The sequence below is a fragment of the Halomonas sp. CKK8 genome (genome assembly GCF_029625235.1).
GTDB classification, from domain to species: Bacteria; Pseudomonadota; Gammaproteobacteria; order Pseudomonadales; family Halomonadaceae; genus Halomonas; species Halomonas ventosae.
On the sequence record NZ_CP121193.1, the window covers coordinates 105277 to 131879 of the forward strand.

25 protein-coding genes are annotated in these 26603 nt (G+C 69.4%); 9 read left to right on the top strand and 16 right to left on the bottom strand.

Annotated elements, in window-relative coordinates:
* Window positions 1-116: 116 nt before the first annotated feature.
* From P8934_RS00525 to P8934_RS00545, 5 genes are all read right to left on the bottom strand, one after another.
* Window positions 117-1520, bottom strand: a complete 1404-nt coding sequence (locus tag P8934_RS00525; protein WP_278032439.1) for a TRAP transporter large permease subunit — start codon at window positions 1518-1520, stop codon at window positions 117-119.
* Window positions 1520-2080: a TRAP transporter small permease subunit gene (locus P8934_RS00530; RefSeq protein ID WP_278032440.1), complete on the bottom strand. Its 561-nt coding sequence runs from the start codon at window positions 2078-2080 to the stop codon at window positions 1520-1522. The genes P8934_RS00525 and P8934_RS00530 overlap by 1 nt, the downstream gene beginning before the upstream one ends.
* A 118-nt stretch (window positions 2081-2198) precedes the next feature.
* Window positions 2199-3041 (bottom strand): endonuclease/exonuclease/phosphatase family protein, encoded by an 843-nt coding sequence (locus tag P8934_RS00535; protein WP_278032441.1) that lies wholly within the window; start codon window positions 3039-3041, stop codon window positions 2199-2201.
* A gap of 1 nt (window position 3042) precedes the next feature.
* Entirely contained in the window at window positions 3043-3675 is a 633-nt protein-coding gene (locus P8934_RS00540; protein ID WP_278032442.1) for a thiol:disulfide interchange protein DsbA/DsbL, read from the bottom strand.
* A gap of 151 nt (window positions 3676-3826) precedes the next feature.
* The gene (locus P8934_RS00545) at window positions 3827-4447 is read right to left on the bottom strand and encodes a c-type cytochrome (protein ID WP_278032443.1); all 621 of its coding nucleotides are present in this window, start codon (window positions 4445-4447) and stop codon (window positions 3827-3829) included.
* 243 nt (window positions 4448-4690) lie between these two features.
* On the opposite strand from P8934_RS00545, the gene yihA reads away from it, so the two are divergent.
* Entirely contained in the window at window positions 4691-5308 is a 618-nt protein-coding gene (gene yihA / locus P8934_RS00550; protein ID WP_278032444.1) for a ribosome biogenesis GTP-binding protein YihA/YsxC, read from the top strand.
* 12 nt (window positions 5309-5320) lie between these two features.
* Here yihA and P8934_RS00555 read toward each other — a convergent pair whose 3' ends face one another.
* The 7 genes from P8934_RS00555 to argH form a co-directional block, all read right to left on the bottom strand.
* A complete protein-coding gene (locus P8934_RS00555; RefSeq protein ID WP_278032445.1) occupies window positions 5321-6064 on the bottom strand; it encodes an HAD family hydrolase in 744 nt (247 codons plus the stop codon).
* On the bottom strand, window positions 6061-6963 hold the full coding sequence (locus tag P8934_RS00560; RefSeq protein WP_278033977.1) for a tyrosine recombinase XerC: 903 nt from the start codon (window positions 6961-6963) through the stop codon (window positions 6061-6063). The genes P8934_RS00555 and P8934_RS00560 overlap by 4 nt, the downstream gene beginning before the upstream one ends.
* 11 nt (window positions 6964-6974) lie before the next feature.
* Window positions 6975-7691, bottom strand: a complete 717-nt coding sequence (locus P8934_RS00565; RefSeq protein ID WP_133636788.1) for a DUF484 family protein — start codon at window positions 7689-7691, stop codon at window positions 6975-6977.
* Between the two features lie 28 nt (window positions 7692-7719).
* Window positions 7720-8553 (bottom strand): diaminopimelate epimerase, encoded by an 834-nt coding sequence (gene dapF / locus P8934_RS00570; RefSeq protein ID WP_278032446.1) that lies wholly within the window; start codon window positions 8551-8553, stop codon window positions 7720-7722.
* Entirely contained in the window at window positions 8553-9833 is a 1281-nt protein-coding gene (gene lysA, locus P8934_RS00575) for a diaminopimelate decarboxylase (RefSeq protein WP_278032447.1), read from the bottom strand. Before lysA ends, dapF begins: the two co-directional genes overlap by 1 nt.
* Before the next feature lie 163 nt (window positions 9834-9996).
* Window positions 9997-10194 (bottom strand): lipoprotein, encoded by a 198-nt coding sequence (locus P8934_RS00580; RefSeq protein ID WP_278032448.1) that lies wholly within the window; start codon window positions 10192-10194, stop codon window positions 9997-9999.
* Entirely contained in the window at window positions 10191-11609 is a 1419-nt protein-coding gene (argH, locus tag P8934_RS00585) for an argininosuccinate lyase (protein ID WP_278032449.1), read from the bottom strand. Before argH ends, P8934_RS00580 begins: the two co-directional genes overlap by 4 nt.
* Before the next feature lie 262 nt (window positions 11610-11871).
* On the opposite strand from argH, the gene hemC reads away from it, so the two are divergent.
* From hemC to P8934_RS00610, 5 genes are all read left to right on the top strand, one after another.
* A complete protein-coding gene (gene hemC / locus P8934_RS00590; RefSeq protein ID WP_278032450.1) occupies window positions 11872-12813 on the top strand; it encodes a hydroxymethylbilane synthase in 942 nt (313 codons plus the stop codon).
* Window positions 12813-13607, top strand: a complete 795-nt coding sequence (locus P8934_RS00595) for a uroporphyrinogen-III synthase (RefSeq protein WP_278032451.1) — start codon at window positions 12813-12815, stop codon at window positions 13605-13607. Before hemC ends, P8934_RS00595 begins: the two co-directional genes overlap by 1 nt.
* 6 nt (window positions 13608-13613) lie before the next feature.
* Window positions 13614-15233, top strand: a complete 1620-nt coding sequence (locus tag P8934_RS00600; protein WP_278032452.1) for a uroporphyrinogen-III C-methyltransferase — start codon at window positions 13614-13616, stop codon at window positions 15231-15233.
* Complete coding sequence (locus tag P8934_RS00605) at window positions 15230-16474, top strand: heme biosynthesis HemY N-terminal domain-containing protein (RefSeq protein ID WP_278032453.1); 1245 nt, start codon at window positions 15230-15232, stop codon at window positions 16472-16474. Before P8934_RS00600 ends, P8934_RS00605 begins: the two co-directional genes overlap by 4 nt.
* A 208-nt stretch (window positions 16475-16682) precedes the next feature.
* Entirely contained in the window at window positions 16683-18038 is a 1356-nt protein-coding gene (locus tag P8934_RS00610; protein WP_278032454.1) for an NCS2 family permease, read from the top strand.
* Between the two features lie 84 nt (window positions 18039-18122).
* Here P8934_RS00610 and ybiO read toward each other — a convergent pair whose 3' ends face one another.
* Entirely contained in the window at window positions 18123-20447 is a 2325-nt protein-coding gene (gene ybiO / locus P8934_RS00615) for a mechanosensitive channel protein (RefSeq protein WP_278032455.1), read from the bottom strand.
* Between the two features lie 297 nt (window positions 20448-20744).
* Here ybiO and P8934_RS00620 point away from each other — a divergent pair, with 297 nt between their 5' ends.
* Window positions 20745-21134 carry a CrcB family protein gene (locus P8934_RS00620; protein WP_278032456.1) on the top strand — a complete coding sequence of 130 codons (390 nt, stop codon included), beginning with the start codon at window positions 20745-20747 and terminating at the stop codon, window positions 21132-21134.
* The gene (locus P8934_RS00625; RefSeq protein WP_278032457.1) at window positions 21131-21523 is read left to right on the top strand and encodes a CrcB family protein; all 393 of its coding nucleotides are present in this window, start codon (window positions 21131-21133) and stop codon (window positions 21521-21523) included. Before P8934_RS00620 ends, P8934_RS00625 begins: the two co-directional genes overlap by 4 nt.
* Before the next feature lie 6 nt (window positions 21524-21529).
* Here P8934_RS00625 and pgi read toward each other — a convergent pair whose 3' ends face one another.
* From pgi to pyk, 3 genes are read right to left on the bottom strand one after another with little or no spacing between them, the layout of a single operon-like run.
* On the bottom strand, window positions 21530-23170 hold the full coding sequence (pgi, locus tag P8934_RS00630; RefSeq protein ID WP_278032458.1) for a glucose-6-phosphate isomerase: 1641 nt from the start codon (window positions 23168-23170) through the stop codon (window positions 21530-21532).
* A 57-nt stretch (window positions 23171-23227) separates the two neighbouring features.
* Window positions 23228-23704, bottom strand: a complete 477-nt coding sequence (locus P8934_RS00635) for a methylglyoxal synthase (RefSeq protein WP_133637929.1) — start codon at window positions 23702-23704, stop codon at window positions 23228-23230.
* A complete protein-coding gene (gene pyk, locus P8934_RS00640; RefSeq protein WP_278032459.1) occupies window positions 23697-25169 on the bottom strand; it encodes a pyruvate kinase in 1473 nt (490 codons plus the stop codon). The genes P8934_RS00635 and pyk overlap by 8 nt, the downstream gene beginning before the upstream one ends.
* Window positions 25170-25549: 380 nt before the next feature.
* Between pyk and gap the strand changes: the two genes are divergently transcribed.
* On the top strand, window positions 25550-26572 hold the full coding sequence (gap, locus tag P8934_RS00645) for a type I glyceraldehyde-3-phosphate dehydrogenase (protein ID WP_278032460.1): 1023 nt from the start codon (window positions 25550-25552) through the stop codon (window positions 26570-26572).
* Window positions 26573-26603 lie beyond the last annotated feature (31 nt).

Sequence of the window (26603 nt, forward strand, 5' to 3'; positions counted from 1 at the left end):
GGCGTGTGTCCGGCGGCCACCTGGGCCACCCGGGCGGCACCGCGAGCGGTGCCGCGAATCGCTATGTGCCGAGGCGCCTGCTGGCGGGCCGTGCCTCCGCTTGTTCTGTCGGCTGGTCAGAACTGATCCGGTAGCCAGGTGGCCAGCTCCGGGAACCAGGCCAGGGCCAGCAGCATGCAGAGCTGCAGCCCGATGAACGGGATCACCCCCTTGTAGATCGCCGAAGTGGGCACCGAGTCCGGGGCCACGCCACGCAGGTAGAAGAGCGCGAAGCCGAAGGGCGGCGTCAGGAAGGAGGTCTGCAGGTTGATGGCGATCATGATGCCCAGCCAGATGGGGTCGAGCCCCATCGCCAGCAGGATCGGCCCGACGATCGGCACCACCACGAAGGTGATCTCGATGAAGTCGAGGATGAAGCCGAGCAGAAAGATCACCAGCATCACGATGAGCGTCGCGCCCACCACGCCGCCGGGCATGTTCTCGAACAGGTCGGTGACCAGCTCCTCGCCGCCATAGGCGCGGAATACCAGCGAGAAGAGCGCGGCACCGATCAGGATCATGAACACCATGGTGGTGACATGGGTCGTCGAGCGCAGCACCTCCTTGAGGGTCTGCAGGTCCAGTCGGCGATAGGCCAGGGCCAGCATCAGCGCCCCGAAGGCGCCCACGGCCGAGGCCTCGGTGGGGGTCGCGAAGCCGCCGAGGATCGAGCCCAGCACCACCACGATCAGCACGATGGGTGGCACCAGCCCCTTGAGCAGCAGCAGGCCGAGGCCGCCCTCGTGGCCGAGTTCCTCCATCAGCTCGCGGCGGTCGACGGCCGGCGCGGCGCTGGGCTTCCACCAGGCGATCAGGGCGACATAGACGATGTAGAACACCACCAGCACCAGGCCGGGGATCAGCGCGCCCATGAACAGGTCGCCCACCGAGACCGTCTTGGGGCTGAAGATGCCCATGGAGAGCTGGGCCTGCTGGTAGGCCGAGGAGAGCACGTCGCCCAGCAGCACCAGGGCGATGGAGGGCGGGATGATCTGGCCCAGGGTTCCCGTGGCGCAGATGGTGCCGGTGGCCAGCGGCATGCTGTAGCCGCGCTTGAGCATGGTCGGCAGCGACATCAGGCCCATGGTGACCACAGTGGCACCGACGATGCCGGTGGACGCCGCCAGCAGCATGCCCACCAGGGTCACCGAGATGCCCAGGCCCCCGCGCAGGGAACCGAACAGCAGCGCCATGGCCTCGAGCAGGGTCTCGGCGACCTTCGATTTCTCCAGCAGCACGCCCATCAGCACGAACAGTGGCACCGCCAGCAGCGTCTGGTTGGTCATGATGCCGTAGAGGCGGTTGGGGAAGGCGCCCAGGTAGCCGGCATCGAAGTGGGCATCGATGCCCAGCGACTCGAGGCCCAGGCCGAGGCCGGCGAAGGCCAGCGCGGTGCCGGCCAGCGACAGGGCGACGGGATAGCCGGCCATCAGCACCAGGCAGATGACGAGGAAGAGCACCAGGGGCATGAACTCCAGCATCACAGGCGCTCCTCGGCGTGGTCGGGGTCATCGGCGGGGGGATCCATGCGCCCGGTGAGGACCAGGAAGTGGCGGCTCGCCTCGACCAGCGCCTGGAGGATCATCAGCCCGGCGAAGAGCGGGATCAGCGTCTTGAGCAGGAAGACCCCGGGGATGCCGCCGGAATCGGGCGAGCCCTCGAGGATGCGCCACGACTTGCTCACATAGCCCGTGCTCGACAGGATCACGAAGACCATCACCGGCAGCAGCAGGAAGAGGGTGCCGCAGAGGTCGACCAGCGCCTTGCGCTTGGGCGTCATGGCGCGATAGAAGATGTCCACGCGGACATGGCCGTCGTGCTTGAGGGTCCAGGCCGCGGCCAGCATGAACACCACGGCGTGCATGTACATCACCGATTCCTGCATGGGAATGCTGTTGAAGCTGAAGGCGTAGCGCAGCACCACGATCAGGAACTGGATGAGCATCATCGCCAGGACAAGCCAGGAGAGGCTCCTGCCGAGCCATTCCGAGGCACGGTCGAGCCAGGCAAGGACGCCTGGCAGCTCACGGGATTGGGCCATGGGTGTGGGTCTCGCTGTTCGGTCGTCGCGTCGGGTCAGGCCACCATGGTCGCACACCGGCGCCCCGGCAGCAGCCATTCGGTCCAACGTTGACTATACGGTGCCCGCGCGGCGGCCGTCAGCGCCGCCGCCGCCGCCGCCGGGCCTCGCCTCGGGTGGTGGCCAGGCAGGCTTCCAGGCAGGCCTCGGGCAGCCGCACGTCCACGGCGATGGGCAGGTGGTCCGAGAAGAGGTGGTCGAGGACCCGCACCTCGTCGGCCTGAAGGGACTCCGACAGCAGGATGTGGTCCAGCGCCCGGCGGGGCTGCCAGGAGGGATAGCTCAGCGGCGGGCGCACCGGGTGCAGCGGCAGCGAGGCACAGAAGCGCGCGTGACCGTGGAGCTGTTCGGGGGTGCAGTTGAGATCCCCCATCACCACCACGTGACGCAGCGGCTTGATGATCTCGCTGAGGTAGTCGAGCTGGCGTACCCGGCCACGGTGGCTCAGCGCCAGGTGGGCGACGAACAGGTGCAGGGCATCGGGCCCCTCGCCATAGCGGGCATGGATGGCGCCGCGCCCGGGCAGGGTGCCGGGCAGGCGGTACTCCTCGATGCGGGCCGGGGGCAGTCGCGAGAGCAGCCCGTTGCTGTGCTGGGCTATGCGGCCCAGGTTGCGGTTGAGCTGCTGGAAGTGGTGGGGAAAGCCGGCGTGGCTGGCCAGGTACTCCACCTGGTTGACCTGGCTCGAGCGGAAGCTTCCCCCGTCGGCCTCCTGGAGGCCGACGATGTCGAAGCGGCCGAGCACCTCGCCGATCATGTCGAGGCGCCGCAGCCGGTTCGGGTGCGGCAGCAGGTGCTGCCAGCTGCGCGTCAGGTAGTGGTGGTAGGCCGACGTCTGGATGCCCACCTGCAGGTTGAAGGTGAGCAACTTGAGGTGGCCGCCCTCGAGGAGCGGCGTCCTTGCCTCGGCCAGGTGGGACATCTCAGTCTGCCTGTTCCTCGCGGACCCGCTCGACCAGCGCGCCAGCGACCTGCGGCATGTTGTCGAGGCTGCCGGCCGAGCTCGGCGAGACCAGGTAGCGGCCATCGACGATCAGCGCCGGCACGCCCATCAGCTGCATCTGGCGCATGCGGGCATGGGCCTGGTTCACCTTGCCCTTGACGGCAAAGGAGCCCAGCGCCTTCTTGGCCTCCTCCTCGCTGACGCCGTAGTCGCTGAAGAACTCGGCGATGGCATCGGGATCGGTCAGGCTGCGCCCTTCCTCGTGGATGGCGTGGAAGAAGTCGTCATGCAGGTCGTCGAGGATCTCCAGCTCCTGGGCCGCATAGAAGGCGAAGGCATGGGTGTTCCAGTCGCCGCCCATGGTGGCCGGCATGCGCTGGAAGGCGACATCCTCGGGCTGCTCGGCCACCCAGGCGTTGAGCGGCTCCTCCAGGTTGTAGCAGTGCGGGCAGCCGTACCAGAAGGCCTCGGTCACCTCGATGCGCCCGTCCTCGACCTGGGTCTCCACCGGGTTGTCGAGCACCTCATAGTGCTCCCCCTCGACGAGGGACTGGGCGGTGGCCAGGCCCGGCAGGGCGAGGCCGGCAAGGACGAGCATCAGGGGCTTGAGCATGGGGGTCTCCTTGAGTGAGTCGTGATCCAGGTGCCGAGGGGTGGCATGACGCTGGCTTTGAGTCCCGAGCGGGAGTGGGGTTCCCTCGCAGACGCCGAGGGCGGCCAATGGCCGCCCTCGGGGAGTCAGCGCAACGTGCGCCGGGTCGGCCTCAGTGCAGGCCGAGCACGTAGTTGGCCACGGCTTCCATATCGCGATCGCTCATCTTGGAGGCGATGTCGCCCATGATGTTGGCCGGGTCGTTGTTCCGCGCGCCGGAGGCGAAGTCCTGCAGGGTGCTCAGGGTGTAATCGGGGTGCTGGCCGGAGAGTGCCGGATAGACGGCGCTGCCGATGCCTTCGCCGGTGGGCGTGTGGCAGGCGGCACAGGCGGGAACACCCTTGGCCATGTCGCCGGCGCGATAGAGCTCGCGGCCACGTTCGATCAGCGCCTCGTCGGCCTCAACCTGGCCCAGCGCGGGCTCCATGTCGGCGAAGTAGACGGCGACGTCCCAGGCATCCTGGTCGGAGAAGTTGTCCACCTGGCCGGCCATCTGGGCGACCTCGCGGTTGCCGTCACGGATGTCCATGATCTGCTTGGCCAGGTAGGAAGCCTGCTGGCCGGCCAGGTTGGGAAAGGCGCCGGACGGGCTGATGCCCTGCTGGCCATGGCAGGCGGCACAGGCCTGTGCCTTCTCCTTGCCCGCCGCGGCATCGGCATCCGCTTGAAGGTCTGCATGGGCCACGCCGACGGCGCCCACGGTGATTGCCAGGCTTGCCAGTAGCTTTCTCATCGCTGTTCCACTATCCCGTTACGTTGTTGGCCGGTACGTACCCCGGGTGCCGCCCGATCCTCGAGGCCGGGTGCCCTCTGGCCGGTCGTCGCCGACGCCCTGAGGTCGGTCGCTGACGGCCGGAGCACGGTGGTATACTGGCGCGCCCCGGGTCGCAGACAAAGACACTGCATTATAACGGAACACCCGAGCCGCGGGAATGCAAGCCGTGGTGCCCTTGATCAACGTCAGGATTTTCCCGCCATGTCGCGACTCAACTACCAGGCCTCCCGTTTCCTCACCAGTGCCCCGACCCTGGCCAAGTGCCCGCCCGACGACGGGGCCGAGGTGGCCTTCGCCGGTCGCTCCAACGCCGGAAAGTCCAGCGCCATCAATGCCTTGACGCGGCAGAAGGCGCTGGCCCGTACCTCCAAGACCCCGGGGCGCACCCAGCTGATCAACTTCTTCACGCTGGGCGAGGACAGCGGCCACCGGCTGGTCGACCTGCCCGGCTACGGCTACGCCAAGGTGCCCGAGCAGGTCAAGCTGGAGTGGCAGCGCCACCTCTCCGACTACCTGCGCCGCCGCGGCTCGCTGCGCGGGCTGGTGCTGGTGATGGACGTGCGCCACCCGCTGACGGAGTTCGACCAGACCCTGCTCGGCTGGGCCGACGAGGCGAACATGCCGGTGCACATCCTGCTGACCAAGGCCGACAAGCTCAAGAGCGGCGCGGCCAAGAGCGCCCTGCAGCAGGTGCGCTCGCGGCTGCGCGAGTGGGAGGACCTGGTGAGCATCCAGCTCTTCTCCGCTCTCAAGAAGCAGGGCATCGAGGAGGTGCACGAGCGCCTCGACGCCTGGCTGCTGGAGCCCGAGCAGGGTTGACCCCGTAGGGCGCTAGCCCTTGCGCTCCAGGCGTTCGATCAACGCCGGCAGCTCTCGCACGTGGCCAAGGCGGTATGCCCCCGCGGGGAGCTCGCCGGCATGGGGCGTGTCGGGGGCGATCCAGGCCGCACGCATGCCAAGGCGCAGGGCCGGGAGCACATCCTCCTGCCAGGAATCCCCCACATGCAGCGCCCGGGAGGGTGACGTGGCGAGCCGTGCCAGGGCGGCGAGGAAGGGGCGGGCGTCCGGCTTGGGCGCCTGGATCTCGCCGGCGGCGATGGCCACCCCGAAGTGGCGGTGCAGCGCCAGGCGGTGCACCGCCAGGTTGCCGTTGGTGATGGCCCCCAGCCGGTAGCGGCCACCGAGCTCGGTGAGCAGCGGCTCCACCTCGGGGTGGGGCGAGACCGCGAGGCGCAGTTCATGGAAGCGCGCCATGGTCGCGGCGGCCCACAGCCAGGCGGCGCTGCGCGGCAGCCCGAATTCCTCCAGCAGCGCGACGAGGGCGCGCTCGCGCAGCCAGCTGAAGTCGCCGCGACGCAGCGGGTATCGCTCGGCGAGCTCGCGGCGACCGGCCTGGTAGGCTTCCAGGGGGAAACGCTCGGCGAAGCGGCCGAGATGCGTCTCGCCGCGGTGGGCCAGCCAGGCGGCCAGGCGCTCGTCGAGCCAGGCGTAGTGGCCGGTCTCGGTGCGCGCCATCACGCCGCGGTTGTCCCACAGGGTGTCGTCGAGGTCAAAGGTGATCGCCTGCAGGGTCATGACGGCTCCCCGCCATCGTCGGGGTGGCGGCGTGCCCGGGGGTGGGCCGCGTCGTAGCTCGCCGCCAGGTGCTGCCAGTCGAGCCGGGTATAGACCTGGGTGGTGGCGAGGTCCGCATGCCCCAGCAGCTCCTGCACGGCCCGCAGGTCCTGACTCGACTCCAGCAGGTGGCTGGCGAAGGAGTGGCGCAGCCGGTGCGGATGGAGGTGCTCGGCCAGCCCCCTGGCCCTGGCCAGCTCGGCCAGCCGCTTCTGGATGGCGCGATGGCCCAGCCGGGCCCCGCGGACACCGACGAACAGCGCCGGCGTGTCGCGGTCGGCCAGCTGGCCGCGCACCGCCTGCCAGGCGTCCAGGGCCTGGCGCGCCCGCCGACCCACCGGTACCTGGCGGGGCTTGCCGCCCTTGCCCAGCACCCGCACCCGCTGCGGCTGGAGGTCGCCGAGGTCCAGCGCCGCCAGCTCGGCCAGGCGCAGGCCGCTCGAGTAGAAGAGCTCCAGCATCGCCTGGTCGCGCCGGGCCAGGGGCGAGTCGTCGTGGGGCGTGTCGAGAAAGCGGGCCAGCTGGTCCACGTCCAGGGGGTGCGGCAGGTGCCGGGGCTGGCGCGGCGTGCGCACCAGGGGGACCGGGTTGTGGCGCAGCCGGCCGGCCTGCACCAGGTGCCGGGCGAAGCCCGAGATGGCCGCGCGTCGCCGGGCCAGGCTGCGAGGGGCCTGGCCCCGCATGCGCTCGCTGCCCAGGAAGCGGCGCAGCAGGGCGGCATCCAGCGCTGACCAGTCGGCGATGGCCTCGGCCTCGAGGAAGGTCACCAGGGCTGCCAGGTCACGTCGGTAGGCACTGACGGTGGCCGGGCTGGCGGTGCGAGCCAGCCCGGCCAGGAAGGTGTCGACCTCGTGGTCCAGCAGTCGGTCGGTCACGGCGAGGCCGGGGCCAGGCGCACCAGCAGTCGTGCCACCACCTCGCCCACGTATTCGGTGAACAGGGTATCCATGCTGGCGCGGAAGTGGTCCGGGTCGGGGCTCGCCAGCACCAGGTAGCCCAGCGGCTCGCCCAGGGTCAGCCGTGACAGGGCGCAGGAGCCGGCCTTGTCGGGTGCCGGCACATGGGGCAGCAGGCGCTTCCAGTCGGTCGGCGTCAGGCGCGTGCAGCGGCTGGTGCGGCCGTCGAGCAGGGCGGCCAGGCGCTGGCCGGCATGGTCGTCGAGGACCTGGCGTGGGGCCTGGGGCGGCCGGGGCTCGGCATCGGTGAGGCTGGCCGGGCACCACAGCGCCACCGCCGGGGTATGGAAGCGCTCGGCGAGCTGGGTGGCCAGCGCCTGGCCCAGGGCGTCGTTGTCCTCGGCCTCGAGCAGTGCCAGCACCAGCTCGCGGGTGCGGCGATACTGGCCCTCGTTATGGCGAGCCGACTCCAGCAGCTGCTCCAGGCGCCATTCGGCCTGCTCGGCGCGTGAGCGCAGGTCGTGGACCAGCCGCTCGAGCAGCGAGGTGGCGCCGCGGGCCTCGGGGTGCGGCACCTTGAGCTGCTGCAGCAGGCCCTCGCGACCGACGAAGAAGTCCGGGTGACAGGCCAGCCACTGGGCCACCCGGTCGGGGTCGAGGGTCTTGCGCGGGTCGGGGGCGGCTCGGGTCATGCAGCTTCTCCTCTGGTGGCGGGGCGGCTCAGTTCAGGACGACGCGGCCGTCGAAGGCGCGCTCGGCGGGACCGGTCATGATCAGGGAGGCGTCGCCGCCGGCCCACTCGATGTCCAGGTCGCCGCCGCGCAGGTGCACGGTGACCGGGCTCTCCAGCAGCCCCTGGCGGATACCGCTGGCCACCGCGGCGCAGGCGCCGGTGCCGCAGGCCAGGGTCTCGCCGCTGCCGCGTTCGTATACCCTCAAGCGTATCTCATGGGCGGAGATGACCTGCATGAAGCCCACGTTGACCCGCCGCGGGAAGCGCGGATGGGCCTCGAGGGCCGGTCCCAGGCGCTCGACGGGGGCCGTGTCGACGTCGTCGACGCGCAGCACCGCATGGGGATTGCCCATCGAGACCACGCCGACCTCGAGGTGCTCGCCGTCCACCTCCAGTGGATGCAGCGGGCGGTCCTCGGCGGCGTCGAAGGGCAGCGCCCCGGGGGCGAAGCGTGGCGCGCCCATGTCGACGCGGACCCGACCGTCGTCCTCGACCAGCAGGGTCAGCGGGCCGCCGGCGGTCTCGACATGGATCTCGCGCTTGTGGGTCAGGCGCTGGTCGCGCACAAAGCGGGCGAAGCAGCGGGCACCGTTGCCGCAGTTCTCCACCTCGCTGCCGTCGGCGTTGTAGATCCGGTAGCGGAAGTCCATCTCCGGGTCCCGCGGCGGCTCCACGACCAGCAGCTGGTCGAAGCCGATGCCGAAGCGGCGGTCGGCCAGCTGGCGGATCTGGTCGTCGGCCAGGCGTGCCCGCTGGGTGACCAGGTCGACCACCATGAAGTCGTTGCCCAGCCCCTGCATCTTGGTGAAGTGCAGCAGCATCAGCGCGCCTCCCCCGCATCATCGGGCAGCAGCGACTCGCCTGCCCAGAGGTCTTCCAGGCGTTCGCGGCGGCGCACCAGGTGGGCGGTCTCGCCGTCGACCATCACCTCGGGGGGGCGCGGGCGGCTGTTGTAGTTGGAGGCCATCGCGAAGCCGTAGGCACCGGCGGAGCGTACCGCCAGCAGGTCGCCGGCGGCGATGGCGAGGGCGCGATCCTTGCCCAGGAAGTCGCCGGTCTCGCAGACCGGGCCGACCACGTCATAGACGGCGCTCTCCCGCGGGTGGCGGGTGTCGACGGGAATGATCGCCTGCCAGGCCTGGTAGAGGGCGGGGCGGATGAGGTCATTCATGGCCGCGTCGACGATGGCGAAGTTCTTGGTCTCGCCGGGCTTGAGGAACTCCACCCGGGTCAGCAGCACCCCGGCATTGGCGGCGATGGAGCGACCCGGTTCGAAGAGCAGGGTCAGGCGCTCGCTGCCCGGCCATTTCGACAGCCGCTCGAGCAGGGCAGTGGCGTAGTCGAAGGGCGCCGGCGGGTGCTCATCCCGGTAGGGCACGCCGAGGCCGCCGCCCAGGTCGAGATGTTCCACCTCGATGCCGCGCTCGCGCAGACGCTCGAGCAGCAGCAGCAGCCGGTCCAGGGCGTCGAGGAAGGGCGAGAGCTCGGTGAGCTGGGAGCCGATATGGCAGTCCAGGCCAGTGACGCGAACGTTGGGCAGCGTGGCGGCCAGCTCGTAGACGGCCAGCGCCTCGTCCACCGGGATGCCGAACTTGTTGTCCTTGAGCCCGGTGGAGATGTAGGGGTGGGTGCCGGCGTCGACGTCCGGGTTGACCCGCAGCGACACCGGGGCCACCTTGCCGAGCCGCCCGGCCACGGCGTCGAGGCGCTCGAGCTCCGGGCGCGACTCGACGTTGAAGCACTTGATGCCCACCTCCAGCGCCCGGGCCATCTCGGCCTCCTGCTTGGCCACGCCGGAGAAGACGACCCGGGCCGGGTCGCCGCCGGCGGCCAGCACCCGTTCCAGCTCGCCCACGGAGACGATGTCGAAGCCGGCGCCGAGGCGGGCCAGCAGCCCCAGCACCGCCAGGTTGGAGTTGGCCTTCACCGCATAGCAGATCAGGTGCGGGTGGCCGCCCAGCGCCTCGGTGTAGGCGCGGAAGTGGCGCGCCAGGGTCGCCCGGGAGTAGACGTAGCAGGGCGTGCCGACCTCGTCGGCGATGCGGGTGAGCGGCACGTCCTCGCCGTAGAGGACGCCGTCGCGGTATTCGAAGTGATCCATGCTAGCTCTCGCCTCGGAGAAACGTTGATTTATTGCTGCGCTCGATATCCTGGCCGCCGGCGGTGCCGAGGCGTCGGGCCGTCGCAATCCTCATTGAGCAGCCAGTCAACTCCGGTTGCTGTGCTCCGGCGGCGATCAGCCTATCTTTCGCTCGCGACATAAATCAGCGCTTCTCTTGGGAATCGGTGTCGTCGTCCTGCCGGGCCGCGTCCTCGTCCGACGCCTCCTGCTGGCCGGCGGGGTCATAGCGCTCGGCGGCCGCCTCGTCGCCGGGCAGGTAGAGCGGCCCCTTCTGGCCGCAACCGGCCAGGCCCACGGCCACGCCCAGGGTCAGGATCAGGGGGGCGAGGCGATGCATCATGCCTGGCCCGTCAGCGCCGCCAGGGCGTCTCGGGCCCGCTGGGCCGCGGCGCGTACCTGGTCCGGGGCGGTGCCGCCGATATGGTTGCGGGCGGCCACCGAGCCCTCCAGGGTCAGCACCTCGAAGACATCCGCCTCGATGGTGTCGGAGAACTGCTTGAGCTCCTCGAGGGACATCTCGGAGAGGTCCTTGCCCTCGGCCAGCCCGAAGGCCACGGACTGGCCGACGATCTCGTGGGCGTCGCGGAAGGCCACGCCCTTGCGCACCAGGTAGTCGGCGAGGTCGGTGGCGGTGGAGAAGCCGCGGCGGGCGGCCTCGGCCATGCTGGCCTTCTTCGGCTCGATGGCCGGTACCATGTCGGCGAAGGCGCGCAGGCAGCCCTTGACGGTATCCAGGCTGTCGAACAGCGGCTCCTTGTCCTCCTGGTTGTCCTTGTTGTAGGCCAGCGGCTGGGACTTCATCAGGGTCAGCAGGCCCACCAGGTGGCCATACACCCGGCCCGTCTTGCCGCGCACCAGTTCCGGCACGTCCGGGTTCTTCTTCTGCGGCATGATCGAGGAGCCGGTGCAGAAGCGGTCGGGCAGGTCGATGAAGTCGAACTGGGCACTGGTCCACAGCACCAGTTCCTCGCTCATGCGCGACAGGTGCATCAGCAGGATGCTGGCGAAGGCCGTGAACTCGATGGCGAAGTCGCGATCGCTGACCGCATCGAGGCTGTTCTCGGCGGGGCGCTCGAAGCCCAGCAGCTCGGCGGTGACGTGACGGTCGATGGGGTAGGTGGTGCCGGCCAGTGCCGCCGCCCCCAGCGGCATCACGTTGACCCGCCGGCGGCAGTCGAGCAGGCGCTCGTGGTCGCGGGCGAGCATCTCCTGCCAGGCCAGCAGGTGGTGGCCGAAGGTGACCGGTTGGGCGGTCTGCAGGTGGGTGAAGCCGGGCATGATGGTGTCGGCCTCGCGGTCGGCCAGCGTGATCAGCCCGTCGCGCAGGCGGGCCAGCTCGGCACCGACCACGTCGATCTCGTCGCGCAGGAAGAGGCGGATGTCGGTGGCGACCTGGTCGTTGCGCGAGCGGCCGGTGTGCAGCTTCTTGCCGGTGATGCCGATCTTGTCGGTGAGCCGCGCCTCGATGTTCATATGCACGTCCTCGAGGGCCACGGACCACTCGAAGGTGCCAGACTCGATCTCGCCGCGGATCTCGCCGAGGCCCTCGATGATGGCGTCGCGCTCCTCGTCGGTCAGCACCCCGACCCGGGCCAGCATGGTGGCATGGGCGACGGAACCCTGGATGTCGTGGAGGGCGAGGCGCTGGTCGAAGTCGACCGAGGCGGTGAAGCGTTCGACGAAGGCGTCGGTGGGCTCGCTGAAGCGGCCGCCCCAGGACTGGTTGGTGCCGGGGTTCGGTGAACTAGGGCTCATCGGGCTGGACATCCTGCTAGACGATTGCGGTGGGTGACGGCCGGTGGGCCGGCCGCAGCGCCGCCGGGGCGGTGCTGTCTTGACATGGCGGAAAGTGTACCAGAGTCCGTGCAGCTGGCGAGGGGCAGCAGCGGAAGGGTGCCGCGGGGCGACGCGATTTTTCCTGCCCCGCGCGGTGCTTTATGATGAGGGATATCCATGTCATCACCGGGCGCCGGCACGACGCGCGCCAACGGCAGGCAACCCGGTACGGGAGAACCACGTGCAAGCCATCAATACCCTGCGTATCGCCACCCGCAAGAGTCAACTGGCCATGTGGCAGGCCGAGCATGTCCGCGACCGACTGATGGCCGCCCATCCCGGCCTGAAGGTGGAACTGGTGGCCATGTCCACCCGCGGCGACAAGATCCTCGACACGCCGCTGGCCAAGGTCGGCGGCAAGGGGCTCTTCGTCAAGGAGCTGGAGGAGGCGATGCTCGACGGCCGCGCCGACATCGCCGTGCACTCCATGAAGGACGTCCCCATGCACTTTCCCGAGAGCCTGGGGCTCTCGGTGATCCTCGAGGGTGCCGAGCCCACCGATGCCTTCATCTCCAACCACTACGCTTCCCTGGACGAGCTGCCCGAGGGCGCGCGCATCGGCACCTCGAGCCTGCGCCGCGGCCTGCAGATGCGCGAGGCACGCCCCGACCTCGAGGTGCTGAGCCTGCGCGGCAACGTCCAGACCCGCCTGGGCAAGCTGGACGCCGGCGAGTTCGACGCCATCCTGCTGGCCACCTCCGGCCTCCGGCGGCTGGGACTCGACGACCGCATCACCATGGAGCTGCCCCCCGAGGTCTGCCTGCCGGCCTGTGGCCAGGGCGCGCTGGGCATCGAGTGTCGCCTGCATGACCCCGAGCTGCTGTCACTGCTCACACCCCTGGACGATGCGGGCACCGCGACCCGGGTGCGCGCCGAGCGTGCCATGAACACCCGCCTGGAGGGAGGCTGCCAGGTGCCCATCGGCGGCCATGCGGTGTTCGAGGATGATGGCCAGACCCTGTGGCTACGTGCCCTGGTGGGCAACCCGGAAGGGACCCGGGTGCTGCGTGCCGAGGGGCGCGGCTCCATGCATGAGCCGGAGGCCCTGGGGATTCGCGTCGCCGAGGAGCTGCTCGACCAGGGCGCCGGCGAGATCCTCGCCGAGGTCTACGGCGCCGGCTGATGGCGGACCTGCCGGTACTGATCTCCCGGCCGGGCGAGCGGGCCGGTCCGCTGGCCGCGGCCATCGAGGCCCGGGGTCTTACCGTCTCGCGCCTGGACGTCATGCACCTCGAGGCGCTGCCGGAGGCCCCGGCGACGCGGACCGCCTGGCTGGACATCGACCATTTCCACAAGGTGGTGGTGGTGAGTCCCTTCGCGGCCGAGTGCCTGGTCGAGGCGCTGGAGCGCTACTGGCCGCAGCTGCCGGTGGGCATCGACTACTATGCCGTGGGGGCCTCCACCGCTGCCCTGCTGCACCGGCGCCTGGGGGTGCGGGTCCACGTGCCCTCGCCCTCGGCCGGCGAGGACACCAGCGAGGCGCTGCTGCGGCTCGCCTCGCTGCAGTCCCTGGAAGAGCGGCGCGTGCTGCTGGTGGCCGGCGAGGGGGGGCGTCGGCTGATCGCCGATACCCTGGCGGCACGCGGCGCCCGGGTGACCCGCCTGGCGGTCTATCGCCGTCGCCTCCTCGACCCCGACCCCGCCATGCAGGCGCGGCTCGCCGCCGGCGATTACCGTGCGCTGGTGGTCAGCAGCGGAGAAATCCTCGAACATCTGGCAAGATGGTGCACAGACGCCGCCTTGAACCAACCGCTAATCGTTTCCAGTGCCCGGTTGGCTACACTGGCCGGCAGGCTGGGGTTTCGTTTCCCCGTCGTGGCGTCGGGTGCCACGCCTGCCGCCCTGGCGGTCGCGGTCGCCAGGAGCAGCGCCCCGGAGGAGGCCGATGTCGATCATGATGATCTCGAAAAGGGCTAGCGACAGATGAGCAAGCAACCACACGATCAGGACGAACAGCAGGCGCCCTCCGGCGCGGAATCGGCGAGCTCGGGGGGCGAGGCCGGCAAGTCGGCCGCTTCCGGCAGGCGTCGGTCGCGTCGCTACGACAAGGCCGGTGGCAAGCAGGCCGCCGGCGCGGCGCAGGGCAAGTCGGATACCGCGCAGGCGCCTGCAGGCGGCGGTGAGGCCGGCGCCGGTAAGGCGTCTTCCGACGCCTCCGCCAGCCGTCCGGAGCAGGGCGAGAAGCCGGCAAGCGGCGGTGACAAGAGCACCGCGGAAAAACCGGCGGCAGACAAGCCAGCCGCGAGCCAGGCGCAGGCGGCCAGTGCCAAGCCCGCTGGCCCCAGCGGCGGTGCCGACAAGCCCGCCAAGCCGGCCAATGCCGATAAGTCGGCCAGTGCTGATAAGTCGGCCAGTGCTGATAAGTCGGCCAGTGCCGATAAGCCGGCCAGTGCCGATAAGTCGGCCAAGTCAGGCAAGGCCGCCGGTAGCGGCGGTACGGCCGCCCCGGCGGGGGGCGGTGCGTCCGCTGCCACGCCCGGGCGCTCCGGTGGTGATGGCGGCAAGGGCGGCGGCAAGGCCGGGATCCTCGCCCTGGTGCTGGTGATCCTGCTCGCCGTCGGCGTGGTGCTGTTCGGCTGGCAGGCCTGGCAGAAGCTCGATGCCCAGCAGCAGCGCCTGGCCGCGCTGCCCGGCGACGTGGCCAGCCAGTCGGACCTTGGCGACCTCCAGGGGCAGCTGGAGAGCGCGGAGAGCGAGCGTGACGCGGCCCTCGACTCGGCCCTGTCTGAGCTGCGCGGCGAGTTCGCCGACTATCGCAGCAGCGTCGACGAGACCCTGGACAAGGTGCTCGACGAGCTCTCCCGCGAGCAGGACACCGACGAGCGCGACTGGCTGCACGCCGAGGCCGCCTACCTGCTGCGCCTGGCCAACCAGCGCCTGCAGCTGGAGCGCGATGTCGAGGGCGCCGCTGCCCTGCTGCGCACCGCCGACGAGCGGCTGCGCGAGGCCGACAATCCGGCCCTGGTACCGGTGCGCCGCGAGATCGCCTCCGAACTGGCTGCACTGGACTCGGTGCCGCGGGTCGACCGCACCGGGCTCTACCTGGCGCTCAACGCCCAGCAGGAGCAGCTCGCCGGCCAGCCGCTGGCCCAGGAGATCGAGGAGATCACCGCCGACGCCGCCGCCCTCGAGGAGGCCCCCACGGGGGGCTGGCAGGAGCAGCTGGCGCGCTTCGGGGGCGAGCTCAAGGAGCTGGTCACCGTGCGCCAGCACGACCAGGCCCTGGAGGCGCTGATCTCGCCGGAGCAGGAGTCCTACCTGCGCCAGAGCGTGCGCCTGGTGCTCGAGCAGTCCCAGCTGGCGCTGCTCAAGGAGGAGCAGGCGCTCTATGAGGCCAGCCTCGACAAGGCCCTGACCCTGATCCGCGGCTACTACGATACCCAGGCCAGCGGCGTGCAGTCGGTGATCGAGCGTCTCGAGGAGCTCAAGCAGCGCAGCATCCGCCCGGAGCTTCCCGATATCAGCGGCTCCCAGCAGGCGCTGGCGACCTTCATCGAGCGGCGCTTCGAGGGTCGTGACGACGGCCAGGGAGATGACGCATGAGAAAGCTGATCCTGATCGTGGTCCTGGGCCTGGCGCTCGGGGCGCTGTTCGGCCAGCTGATGATGTCGGTGCCGGGCTACTGGCTGGTGCGGGTGGGAGACACCTCCGTCCAGACCTCCTTCTGGTTCGGCCTGGTCCTGCTGCTGGCCGCCTTCATCGTGCTGCACTTCGCCCTGCGGCTGCTGTTGCGCCTGACGCGGCCGGTGAGCCGCTTCAAGGTGTGGAACAGCCGGGCCCGCAACCGCACCGCCATGAAGCGCACCGTACGCGGCCTGGTGGCGCTGGCCGAAGGCCGCTGGAAGCGGGCCGAGAAGTCGCTGGTCAAGGCGGCCGACGACTCCAGCACGCCGCTGGTCAACTACCTCTCGGCGGCGCTGGCGGCCCATTACCAGGGGCGCTACGAGCAGGCCGATACCCTGCTCAAGCGGGCCCACCTGAGCACCGAAGGGGCCGACACCGCGGTGGGCATGATGCAGGCCCAGCTGATGCTGGACCGCCAGCAGTACGAGGAGGCGCTGGCGATCCTCACCCGCCTGGACCGCCACCTGCCCAACCACCCCCAGGTGCTCAAGCAGCTCAAGCAGGCCTACCTCAGCGTCAGCGACTGGGATGGCCTGCGCCGCCTGATGCCCCGGCTGGGGGCCCAGCAGCTGATCTCCCGCGAGGAGCGAGAGCAGCTCGAGCTGCGCGCCTATCGCGAGCTGATCGGCCAGGAGGCGCGCAATCCCGGCGACATCGAGCGGGTGCGCAACCTCTGGGCCGACATGCCCGACCACCTGCGCACCAACACCGACCTGATCGTGCTCTATGCCGAGGCGCTGGTGCGGGGCAAGGAGGAGGGTATCGCCGAACGGCTGCTGCGCCACTCGCTCAAGGAGCACTGGGACAGCCGCCTGGTGCTGCGCTATGGCCTGCTCGACGTGGATGCTCCCCGGCAGCTGGTGGTGGCCGAGAAGTGGCTGCAGGAGCGGCCCAACGACCCGGACCTGCTGCTGACCCTGGGGCGCCTGTCGCTGCGCAATGCCTACTGGGGCAAGGCCCAGGAGTACTTCGAGGCGAGCCAGCGCCAGCGGCCCAGCGGGGTGGCCTGTGCCGAGCTGGCGCGGCTCTATGCCAACCTGGGCGAGCACCAGAAGAGCCAGCTCTTCTACCGGCAGAGCGTCGAACTGCTCGACAAGTCGCTGCCCTCCCTGCCCCAGCCGAGCGAGGAGCCGCACAAGGAGAAGAGCAAGACCGCCTGAACGGTCCGCCGCCGGGCCGGCCAGTGATCCACTCTCCAGGGGGCGCCTTCGGGCGCCCCTTCTGCTGCCTGGCCATCCGGTATCCAGGTATTAGACCTTTTTGTATACCCTGATGGCGCCCCGGGTGTTGTCCAATCGGTCAGGAATTGCCTACCCTAGTCGACGACAGACCTTCCACCACGACCCACAACAACAACGGGACCCCGCCATGGAACAGACTTCGACCGCCGCCTCGCCCGCCGCCGCCCCGGAAGGGCACTGGATCGAGCGCTACTTTCGTGTACGCGACCGTGGCTCCTCGCTGCGCACCGAGGTGCTCGCGGGGATCGCCACCTTCCTGGCCTCGATGTACATCATCGTCGTCAATCCGGCGATCCTCTCGGATGCCGGCATCCCCTTCTCGGCGGCCCTCTCCGCCACCGTGCTGATCAGCTTCATGAGCAGCCTGGCCATGGGGCTCTATGCGCGCAACCCCATCCTGGTGGCCCCCGGCATGGGCATGAATGCGCTCTTCACCTACACCCTGGTGCTGGGTGCCGGCCTCTCCTGGGAGGTGGCCCTGGGCTGCGTCTTCTGGTCCGGCGTGCTGTTTGCGGTGCTGGCGATGTTCAACGTGCGCCAGGCGATCATCGAGGCGATCCCGGCCTCGCTGCGCTACGCCATCACCTGCGGCATCGGGCTCTTCATCACCTTCATCGGCCTGAAGAACGCCGGCTTCATCGTCGGCAGCGAGGCCACCCTGGTGACCCTGGGCAACTTCGACGCGAGCCTGGTGACCTTCTTCATCGGGCTGATGGCCACCGCCATCATGGTGGTGCTGCGCTTCAACGGCGCGCTGATCCTCGGCATCGCCCTGACCACCCTGCTGTCCGCCCCCATGGGCCGCCTGTGGGGCGAGGAGGTCATGGTGGAGTGGAGCGGCCTGGCTGCCTGGCCCGACTTCAGCGCGGTGATGCAGGTGGATATCTGGGGGGCGCTGAAGGTGGCCTACCTGCCGTTCATCTTCGTGATGCTGTTCACCAACTTCTTCGACGCCCTCTCCTGCTTCATGGCGCTCTCCGAGTCGGCGGACCTCAAGGACAAGGACGGCAACCCGCGCAACCTCAAGCGCTCCATGACCGTGGACGCCTTCGCCTCGATGATCGCCGCGCCGCTCGGCACCAGCGCGGCCCAGACCTTCATCGAGTCCGGCGCCGGGGTCGCCCAGGGCGGGCGTACCGGCCTGGTGGCGGTGACCATCGCGCTGCTCTTCCTGCCCTTCCTGTTCCTCTCGCCGCTGCTCTCGCTGGTGCCGGGCATCGCCACGGCCCCGGCGCTGGTACTGGTGGGGCTGTTCATGCTGGCGCCGGTGGCGAAGATCGACTGGGCGCGTGCCGAGGAGGCCTTCCCGGCCTTCCTGGCGATCATCCTGATGCCGCTGACCTACTCGATCACCCTGGGGATCGCCTTCGGCTTCCTCTCCTTCGTGCTGATCAAGCTCTTCACCGGGCGCGTGGAGGCGATCCGCCCGGCCATGTGGGTCTCGGCGGCGCTCAGCGTGCTGATGCTGGTGACCACCCACTGAAGGCATCGTCACTGTTCCCCGAAACGCCAGCGGGGCTGCCGGAAGGCAGCCCCGCTGGCGTTCGGGCAGGGAAGTGTCAGGCGCTCAGGGCTCCTCGACGTCGTCCTCCGAGGGGTTGCGGTGGTCAGGGTCGGCGATCTCCTGGATGCCCCGCTCGGTATCCTCGTGGTACGGCGCGGCCCCGCTGCGCCGGCGTGCCGTGGATTCCAGCACCCGCACGTTGGCGGCCGGGGAGCGTCCCTCCTTGTCCTCGCCGAAGTAGAGCGTGGTGTGCGGGAAGGGGATCTCGATGCCGGCCTCGTCGAAGCGCAGCTTGACCAGGCGGTTGTAGGCGCGGCCCACGGCCCACTGGTCGCCGGGCGTGGTCTTGATGACCACCCGGATGTTCACCGAGCTGTCGGCCAGGGCCACGACGCCGGCCACGGTGAGCGGCTCGAGCAGCTTGTGGCCGTGCTCCTCGCTGGCCTGGAGGTCCTCGAAGGCCAGCTTGAGCTGCTCGATGGCCTCATCGATGCTCTCGCGGTAGGCGATGCCGTACTCGCCGACATGGTTGCCGAACTCGCGCATGTAGTTGGAGACGGTGTCCACGCTGGAGAAGGGCACGATGTGGTAGGTGCCGGAGAGGTCACGGATGCCCACCGAGCGGATGCTGAGCTTCTCGGCGGTACCGGTGATGCCGCCCACCGTGACCACGTCGCCGGTGTTCATGGCGTTCTCCACCTGGATGAAGATGCCGGTAATGATGTCCTGCACCAGCTTCTGGGCGCCGAAGCCGATGGCCAGGCCCAGCACACCGGCACCGGCGATCAGCGGGCCGATGTTGATGCCGATCTCGGCCAGCACGATCATCGCGGTCATGGTGATCAGGGCGATGGCCAGGGCGTTGCGGAACAGGGCCAGCAGGGTCTGGGCCCGGGCCGAAGGCACGCCGCCGCCGGTCTCCGGGTTGAGCTTGTGCTCGATCAGGCTGGCCAGCCCCAGCCAGACGGCCACGGCGATCACCAGGATCACCGATACGCTGACCACCTTGCCGACCAGGCCGCGGCCGGCCTCGGAGGCGTACCAGGCCGCCAGGTCGAAGGCGCCCCAGGCGTTCAGCACCACCAGGACCACCGTGATCAGGATCAGTGTGCGGATCACTCGCAGGGCATTGGGCACGTAGCTGTTGAGCCGCGGCTCGAGCAGCGGCAGCTTGCGGCGCAGGTCGTCGCTCAAGCTGATGCGCCGGCCGATGGTCTGGGTCAGCAGGCTCGAGACCAGCAGGCCCACCACCACCGCAGCGATGGTCTTGAGGGTGGCGAAGAGCACGAAGGGCAGGGCGTCCGCCGGCCGGGTCAGTACCAGCACCAGCACCATCACGAAGTAGGCCAGGGCGAACAGGTGCCAGGTGCGGGCGAACAGCTGCAGCGACACTCGGCTGGCCGCCATGGTGGCGTTGTCGGCCTTGTGGTTGAGGGCGTCGCGCAGGCGAACCCGGTTGCGCAGCACCACGGCGACCGCATAGACGAAGGCGCCGATCATGATCAGGGTGCCGATGCTCTGGCCCAGGGTCGGCGACAGGTAGACGTTGACCAGCGGCACCACCACCATCAGGCCATAGCCCACCAGCCCGATCAGGCGGGCGATCCAGCCATTCCAGTAGGAGGCGTCCTCGGCCCCCACCGGCAGCAGTCGCAGCCCCTCGTAGCGCGACGAGAAGAGCATGCGCACGGCCGCCTTGAGCAGCTCGATCACCAGGAAGGCGTTGAGGAACAGCGAGGCTCGGGTGGAGAGTTCGCCGGTCTCGCCTACCGCGAAGGTGGCGACCAGGTTGCCCCCCACGTAGGCCAGGGCCACCACCGCCACGTCGATCACCGCCGCCAGGGCCACGCAGAGGACCAGGCGCAGCACCGGGGTCAGCCCCTGGCCGTTGAGCGACCACTGGCTGATGCGCGTGAACAGCGGCCGCGCCAGCCGGCGGATGACCACGAACAGCAAGAAGGTTGCCAGTATCACCAGGCCCAGGTTGATGGCGGCGCTGGTGAAGGCGGCCGTGTCGAAGCTGCTGGTCGCGTCGGCACTGCCGGTGAACAGCCCGCCGAGCACCTCCACCAGGCTGGTGAACTGGCTACCGACCTCACCGACGATGCGGCTGGTGGCCTCGGCCAGCTGCCTGGGCAGCGAGGGCTCGGCGCCAGCGGCGCTCTCCTCGGCGGCGGTCTCGGAGGCGGCGACGTCCCCTGCCATGCCGCGCAGCTGGTCGATCAGCTGTTGGCGCGACTGCTCGTTCTCGAGCAGGTCGGCCAGGGTGGAGTAGGCCGGCGGCTCGCTGCCGGCTTCGGCCTGCTGGGCCTGGGCCGGGGCGGCGAAGGCCACCAGGGCAATCAGCAGCCAGCCGAGGATGGCAGGAAGGGCTCGCATTGGGTTCACGCTGTGACCTCCGTCTCGTGGCGTGTTGGCGATGTGTGGTGTCAGGGTTGCGATCATTTATCAGCATGATACGGACTTTGTCTCGGGGTCACGACCCGGACGCTGTCATCACATTTTCATGTACATGAATTGTACATCACGGCAAACTTGTGCCAAGATTGTTCCCAGCAGCGACCCGAGGGTCACTGCCCCCTGCAAGGCAAGCATGCGATACTCTTGGCCACTCTTACCGGGTGGCCTTTTTTTGGCGCTTGTCGCCACCCTCCCGGGACCTTTCTCGCAACGCCTGGAGAGTGGATGAGCATCGACCCGCTGGTGCTGCTGGCCGTGGCCGGTGGCGGGGGGCTGGGCGGCATGGCACGCCTGGCGGTGGGCAATCTCATGGCCCGTTATCTCGGGGCCGGTCTTCCCTGGGGGACCCTGGCGGTCAACCTGAGTGGCGCCCTGCTGATGGGCCTCGCGACCGGGGGGCTGGGCCTGTCCGGCCCCGAGGCGGGTCTGGCCTGGCCGCTGCTGGCCATCGGCCTGCTGGGGGGCTACACCACTGTCTCCTCCTTCAGCCTGCAGACCCTGACGCTCTGGCAGCAGCGGCGCAAGGCCGCGGCCCTGGGCTATGTCGCCTTGACCCTGGGGGCGGGGGTCGCCGCGCTGCCGGCCGGGGCCTGGCTGGCGGGAGGCCTGTCATGATCGCCTGGCGTGCCTATGGGGCGGTGGGGCTGGGCAGTGCCCTGGGGTCCACGTTGCGCTATCTCGTCTCGTCGGTGCTGGCGGGACCGGCCTTTCCCTGGGCCACCCTGGCGGTGAACGGCCTCGGTTCCTGGCTGATCGTCGGCTTCGCCGCCTATGCCGCCCGCCGCACCCGCGGCCGGGTCGCGCGCTGGCAGCCCTTCCTGGTGGGCGGCTTCTGCGGTGGCTTCACCACCTTCTCGCTATTTGGCCTGGAGACCCTGCATCTGATGCATCAGGGCCGCCAGGTGGCGGCCCTGAGCTATGTGGCGGTCAGCCTCGTGGTATGGCTGGGCGCCGCCTGGGCGGGGCACCGCACCGGGCAGCGGCTGGCGCTCGCCCGGGAGTGAGGCCCCTCAGCCCCTTGCCTTGCCCTTCCTGCCGCCCTTGGGCGCCGGTTCGCCGCCGCCGCGCGGGAAGTGCCCGCGCACCAGCGCCAGCAGGCCCTGGGTGGAGGCATCGAAGTCCTGGCTATGGGCGTCGATGCGCTCGCTGATCTCGCCGGCGATGCGCTTGCCCAGCTGTACCCCCCACTGGTCGAAGGAGTTGATGTTCCAGATCACCCCCTGGACGAACACCTTGTGCTCGTAGAGCGCGATCAGCGCGCCGAGGTTTTTCGGCGTCAACTCGTCGAGCAGCAGCACGCTGGAGGGGCGGTTGCCCGGGCAGCTGTAGGGGTCGAGTCGGCTGCCGGTCTGACTACCCTCCATGAAGGCGTTGGCCTGGGCCAGCATGTTGGTGAGCAGCGCGAAGTGGTGCTCCTCCATGCCCGGCTCGGGCTTGAGCGAGGCGATGAAGTCGATGGGCACGTAGCGGGTGCCCTGGTGCAGCAGCTGGAAGAAGGCGTGCTGGCCGTTGGAGCCGGTCTGGCCCCAGACGATCGGCCCGGTCTTGTAGTCCACCGGGTGGCCGAAGATGTCCACCGACTTGCCGTTGGACTCCATGTCGAGCTGCTGCAGGAAGGCCGGCAGCTGATGCAGCGCCTGGTCGTAGGGCACGATGGCCTGGGTCTCGGCGCCCTGGAAGTTGATGTGCCAGATGCCGATCAGCGCCATCAGCACCGGCATGTTCTCGGCGAAGGGCGCGGCGAGGAAGTGCCGGTCCATCTCGTAGGCGCCCTCGAGCAGCTCCATGAAGCCCTCGAAGCCGATGGAGAGCGCGATGGGCAGGCCGATGGAGGACCACATCGAGTAGCGCCCGCCGACCCAGGCCCAGAACTCGAAGACGTTCTCCTCGCGGATGCCGAAGGCCATGGCCGCCGCCTTGTTGGTGGAGGCGGCGATGAAGTGCGCCCCCACGTCGGCCTCCGGGCCGGCGTTGTCCAGGAACCAGCGGCGCGCGGTATGGGCGTTGAGCAGGGTCTCCTGAGTGGAGAAGGTCTTGGTGGAGACGATGAACAGGGTGGTGGCCGGGTCGAGGCGGCTGAGCACCTTCTGGATATGGGCGCCGTCGACGTTGGAGACGAAGTGGAAGCCGAGCCCCGGATGGCGGTGCTTGAGCAGCGCCCGGCAGGCCATGTTGGGGCCGAGGTCCGAGCCGCCGATGCCGATGTTGACCACGTCGGTGATGCGCTGGCCATCGAAGCCCGTCCACTCGCCGCTGCGCACCGCCTCGGAGAAGGCGCGGATCTGCTCGCGGGTGCGCTGGATCTCCGGCATCACGTCCTGGCCGTCGACCTTGAGCGGCCCCTCGCCGAGATTGCGCAGGGCGGTATGGAGGACGGGCCGGTCCTCGGTGACGTTGATGATGTCGCCGGAGAACATCTGGGCGCGGCGCTGGACCAGCGCCGAGTGCTCGGCGAGCTCGATCAGCTTGGCCAGTACCTCATCGGAGACCGGCTGCTTGGAGTAGTCGAGGAAGAGCCCGCCGACGCGCAGGCTCATCTTCTCGAAGCGCATCGGGTCGGCGGCAAAGTAGTCGCGGATGCGGTCGTTGGCGGTCTGCTGCTGCAGGCCCTTGAGGGCCTGCCAGGTGACGCTGCGGGTGAGCTGGAACATGGTCGACCTCTTGTGGGTTGGTATGGTTGTCGACGTTTCGGCAGGGCAGGGTCGCGATCAGCCGGTACGGGAGGAGACCCAGGCGCCGGCATCGGGGATGGTCATCTCGTACGCCTGGCCGAGCCAGGGGGAGCTGATCAGGAAGTCGGCACTGGCGGGGTTGCAGGCCACCGGGATGTTCCACAGCGCGGCCAGACGCAGCAGGGCCTTGACGTCGGGGTCGTGGGGCTGCGGCGCGAAGGGGTCCCAGAAGAAGATCAGCAGGTCGAGTCGCTGCTCGGCGATGCGTGCACCGATCTGCTGGTCGCCGCCCAGCGGGCCGCTCATCAGGCCCTCCACCTCGAGCCCGAGCGCGTGCGAGACGCGCCCCGCCGTGGTGCCGCTGCCGATCAGGCTGTGCTCGGCCAGGGTCTCCCGCCAGCGCGCTGCCCACTCCAGCAGCTCCTCCTTCTTGCCGTCGTGGGCGACCAGGGCGATCCGCTTGCGGGCCGGCAGGGTGCGCGTCACGTTGCGCGGCGGGCGGATGTCACTCATGGCTGGCCTCCACGGCGAGGATCTTCAGGGTGTTGGTGCCGCCATGGGCGTTCATGTGGTCGCCCCGGGTGAGGATCACGTGGTCGCCGGGCTCGGCGATGCCCTGCTCCACCAGCCGCTCAAGCGCCCGGTCGTTGAGCTCGGCAGCCGACATCTCGCTGGTGTCGAAGGGCAGCGAGACCACCCCGCGATAGAGCGCCATGCGCCGCTGGGCCACCGGGTTGTGGGCCAGGCCGACGATGGGCAGCCCCGAGCTGATCCGCGAGGCGATCAGCGGCGTGTAGCCGGAGGCGGTCATGCAGGCGATGGCGGCCACCCCGGCGAGGTGGTTGGCGGCGTACATGGCGGAGAGCGCGATGGTCTCGTCGATCTGCGAGAAGCCCTCGTGGATGCGGTGGCCCGACTCCTGGATGCGCCGCTCGCGCTCGGCGCCCAGGCAGACCCGGTCCATGGCCTCGACGGTCTCCACCGGGAAGTCGCCGGCGGCGGTCTCGGCGGAGAGCATCACCGCATCGGTGCCGTCGAGCACCGCGTTGGCGACGTCGAACACCTCGGCGCGGGTGGGCAGCGGGGCCTCGATCATCGACTCCATCATCTGGGTGGCGGTGATCACGGCGCGGTTCAGCGTGCGGGCGTGCTTGATGATGCGCTTCTGGGTGCCGATCAGCGCGGCGTCGCCGATCTCCACGCCCAGGTCGCCGCGCGCCACCATCACTGCCTCGCTGGCGCGAATGATGGCATCCAGCGTCTCGTCGTCGGCCACCGCCTCGGCGCGCTCCAGCTTGGCCACCAGGCCGATCTCGCGGCCCGCCTCGCCGAGCCGCTCGCGGGCCTCGGCCATGTCGGCGGCGCTGCGCGGGAAGGAGATCGCCAGGTAGTCGACGCCGATCGCCACGGCGGTCTCCAGGTCGGCCTTGTCCTTGTCGGTGAGGGCCGGGGCCGAGAGGCCGCCGCCCTGCTTGTTGATGCCCTTGTTGTTGGAGAGCGTACCGCCCACCACCACGCTGGTGTGGATCAGGTGGTCGGCGACCCGGTTGACGTCGAGCACCACCCGGCCGTCGTCGAGCAGCAGGCGGTCGCCGGGGCCGACGTCATCGGCCAGGGTCTTGTAGTCGCAGCCGACGCGGGTCTCGTCGCCCTGGTCGCTGCCCAGGCCCATGTCGAGGATGAAGGACTGCCCCTCCTCGAGCTCCACGCTGCCCGCCTTGAAGCGGGCGATGCGGATCTTGGGGCCCTGCAGGTCACCCAGGGCGGCGACGCTGCGACCCAGGCGCTCGGCGATGGCGCGGACCCGCTCGAGGCGGCGGCGGTGGTCATCGGGGCTGCCGTGGGAGAAGTTGAGGCGCACCACGTCGACGCCGGCCTCGAGCATCGCCTCGAGGACCCCCTCCCGGTCGCTGGCCGGGCCCAGGGTGGCGACGATCTTGGTGCGACGGATGGGGGTGTGCAGTGGGGTGGTCGACATGTCGTGCTCCTCCGGTGGACGCGAGTTGTTATCCGGTCACGATAACGCTTTCAAGGTAAGTTTACTACATTGAGGCCGATGCCGGTCTTCCCTTGCGGCTCGGCGACAGCCTCTTTCTTATGGCGGAAGCTATCAGGTGTGTGGGTTTGCGGGCAGTGGCATCCGATGTCGGGGTTAAGAGCGATATGTTGTAAAGTTACTAAAAAGTGCTTGAGCCTTGGACAGGACTGGTCCACATTATGGGGCAGATGACACGTGGCCACCGCGCAGGGATGAACGATCGCGCAGGCACGATTCGAGCCGGGCGCTCGCCAGGACCCGCTGGCCCATCGGCTCCGCCACGACCCATAGAACGCTACTGGACCGAGGAGAACAACGCCATGACGCTCAAGATCGCCATCAACGGTTTCGGCCGCATCGGCCGCAACGTGCTGCGTGCGCTTTTCGAGAACGGCTACCGCAATCGCGTGCAGGTGGTCGCCATCAACGATCTCGGCGACCCGGCGCTCAATGCGCACCTGCTGCGCCATGACACCGTGCACGGTCACTTCCCCTTCGCCGTCGAGCACGACGAAGAGAGCATGACCGTGGATGGCGAGCGCATCGCCATCCTCTCCGAGCGGGACCCCGCGGCACTGCCGTGGAAGGCCCTGGGCGTGGACCTGGTGATGGAGTGCACCGGCCTCTTCACCAAGCGCGAGGCCGCCGCCAAGCACCTCGCGGCCGGCGCCGAGCGGGTGCTGATCTCGGCGCCAAGCCCCGATGCCGACGCCACCGTGGTGTACGGCGTCAATGAGGACGTGCTCACGCCCGAACACAAGGTGGTCTCCAACGCCTCCTGCACCACCAACTGCCTGGCCCCGGTGGCCCAGGCGCTGCACCAGGCGGTGGGCATCGAGAACGGCCTGATGACCACGGTGCACGCCTACACCAACGACCAGAACCTCTCCGACGTCTACCACAAGGACCCCTATCGGGCACGCAGCGCCACGCACTCGATGATCCCCACCAAGACCGGCGCCGCCGCCGCGGTGGGCCTGGTGCTGCCGGAACTGTCGGGCAAGTTCGATGGCCTGGCCGTGCGCGTGCCGGTGATCAACGTCTCGCTGGTCGACCTGGTGTTCACCGCCGGTCGTGACACCACCAAGGAAGAGATCAACGAGATCGTGGCCAACGCCGCCGAGGCCTCCCCGGTGCTGGCGGTCAACGCCCAGCCGCTGGTCTCCATCGACTTCAACCACGATGCTCACTCCTCGACCTTCGATGCCAACCACACCCGGGTGAACGGCCGCCTGGTCAAGGTGATGGCCTGGTACGACAACGAGTGGGGCTTCTCCAACCGCATGCTGGATACCGCCCTGGCCATGCACGCCGCCGCAGGGCACAAGCGCGACGCCGCCTGATTGCTGGCCGTCCCTGACGGTCACCCTTGCA